Origin of the sequence: Frateuria defendens (assembly GCF_001182895.1) — a bacterium.
In the GTDB taxonomy this organism is placed as follows: domain Bacteria; phylum Pseudomonadota; class Gammaproteobacteria; order Xanthomonadales; family Rhodanobacteraceae; genus Frateuria_B; species Frateuria_B defendens.
In genome coordinates, this window is sequence record NZ_LFQR01000201.1 from 1 (window position 1) to 479 (window position 479).

Here is a 479-nt window from a genome sequence, read left to right on the forward strand (position 1 = left end):
TCTGGCGGTGTGAATCACGGTCTCGCGCAGCGGCGCCACGACTTTGGCCATGAGCCTTTCGGTCTGGGCCATGTCGTGCCGGTGGTAAGCGGGCCGGCGACCTCCTTTGGCCAAGGTCGGTTTGCAAGGTGCCGATGGTGTAACCGCTATTGCCCGCCGGATACATTTTCATGATGCCGTGCGCATCGGGGCGCAGGTTGCCGGCGAACGCAAGCTGGTAGGCGCGGTCGGACCCTTCCGAGGCCACGCCGATGGCGAAGTAGATGAGTGACCTGGCTTCGTTGTCCGTGATGTTCGTCATGGCTGCGTCCTTGCGTGTGTGTGGCTTCAGTCGTCAGCATCGGGGCATTGCGCGTTGTCCAGCGGCGGATCCTTCCCGGGTTTTACTCGTTGTAACACGACGTATTTGTAAAAATCTTTCGTGGAACCGGTGCCACTCGCTCTGTACCAGATGAGCGTCCTGCCTTGCGAAACAAAGT

The 479-nt window shown here is 59.9% G+C and carries 1 pseudogene; it reads right to left on the minus strand.

The features are described from left to right. Positions 1 to 301 (minus strand): annotated as a pseudogene (locus ACH65_RS20090) (XVIPCD domain-containing protein); the annotation flags it as partial. Between the last annotated feature and the right edge of the window lie 178 nt (positions 302 to 479).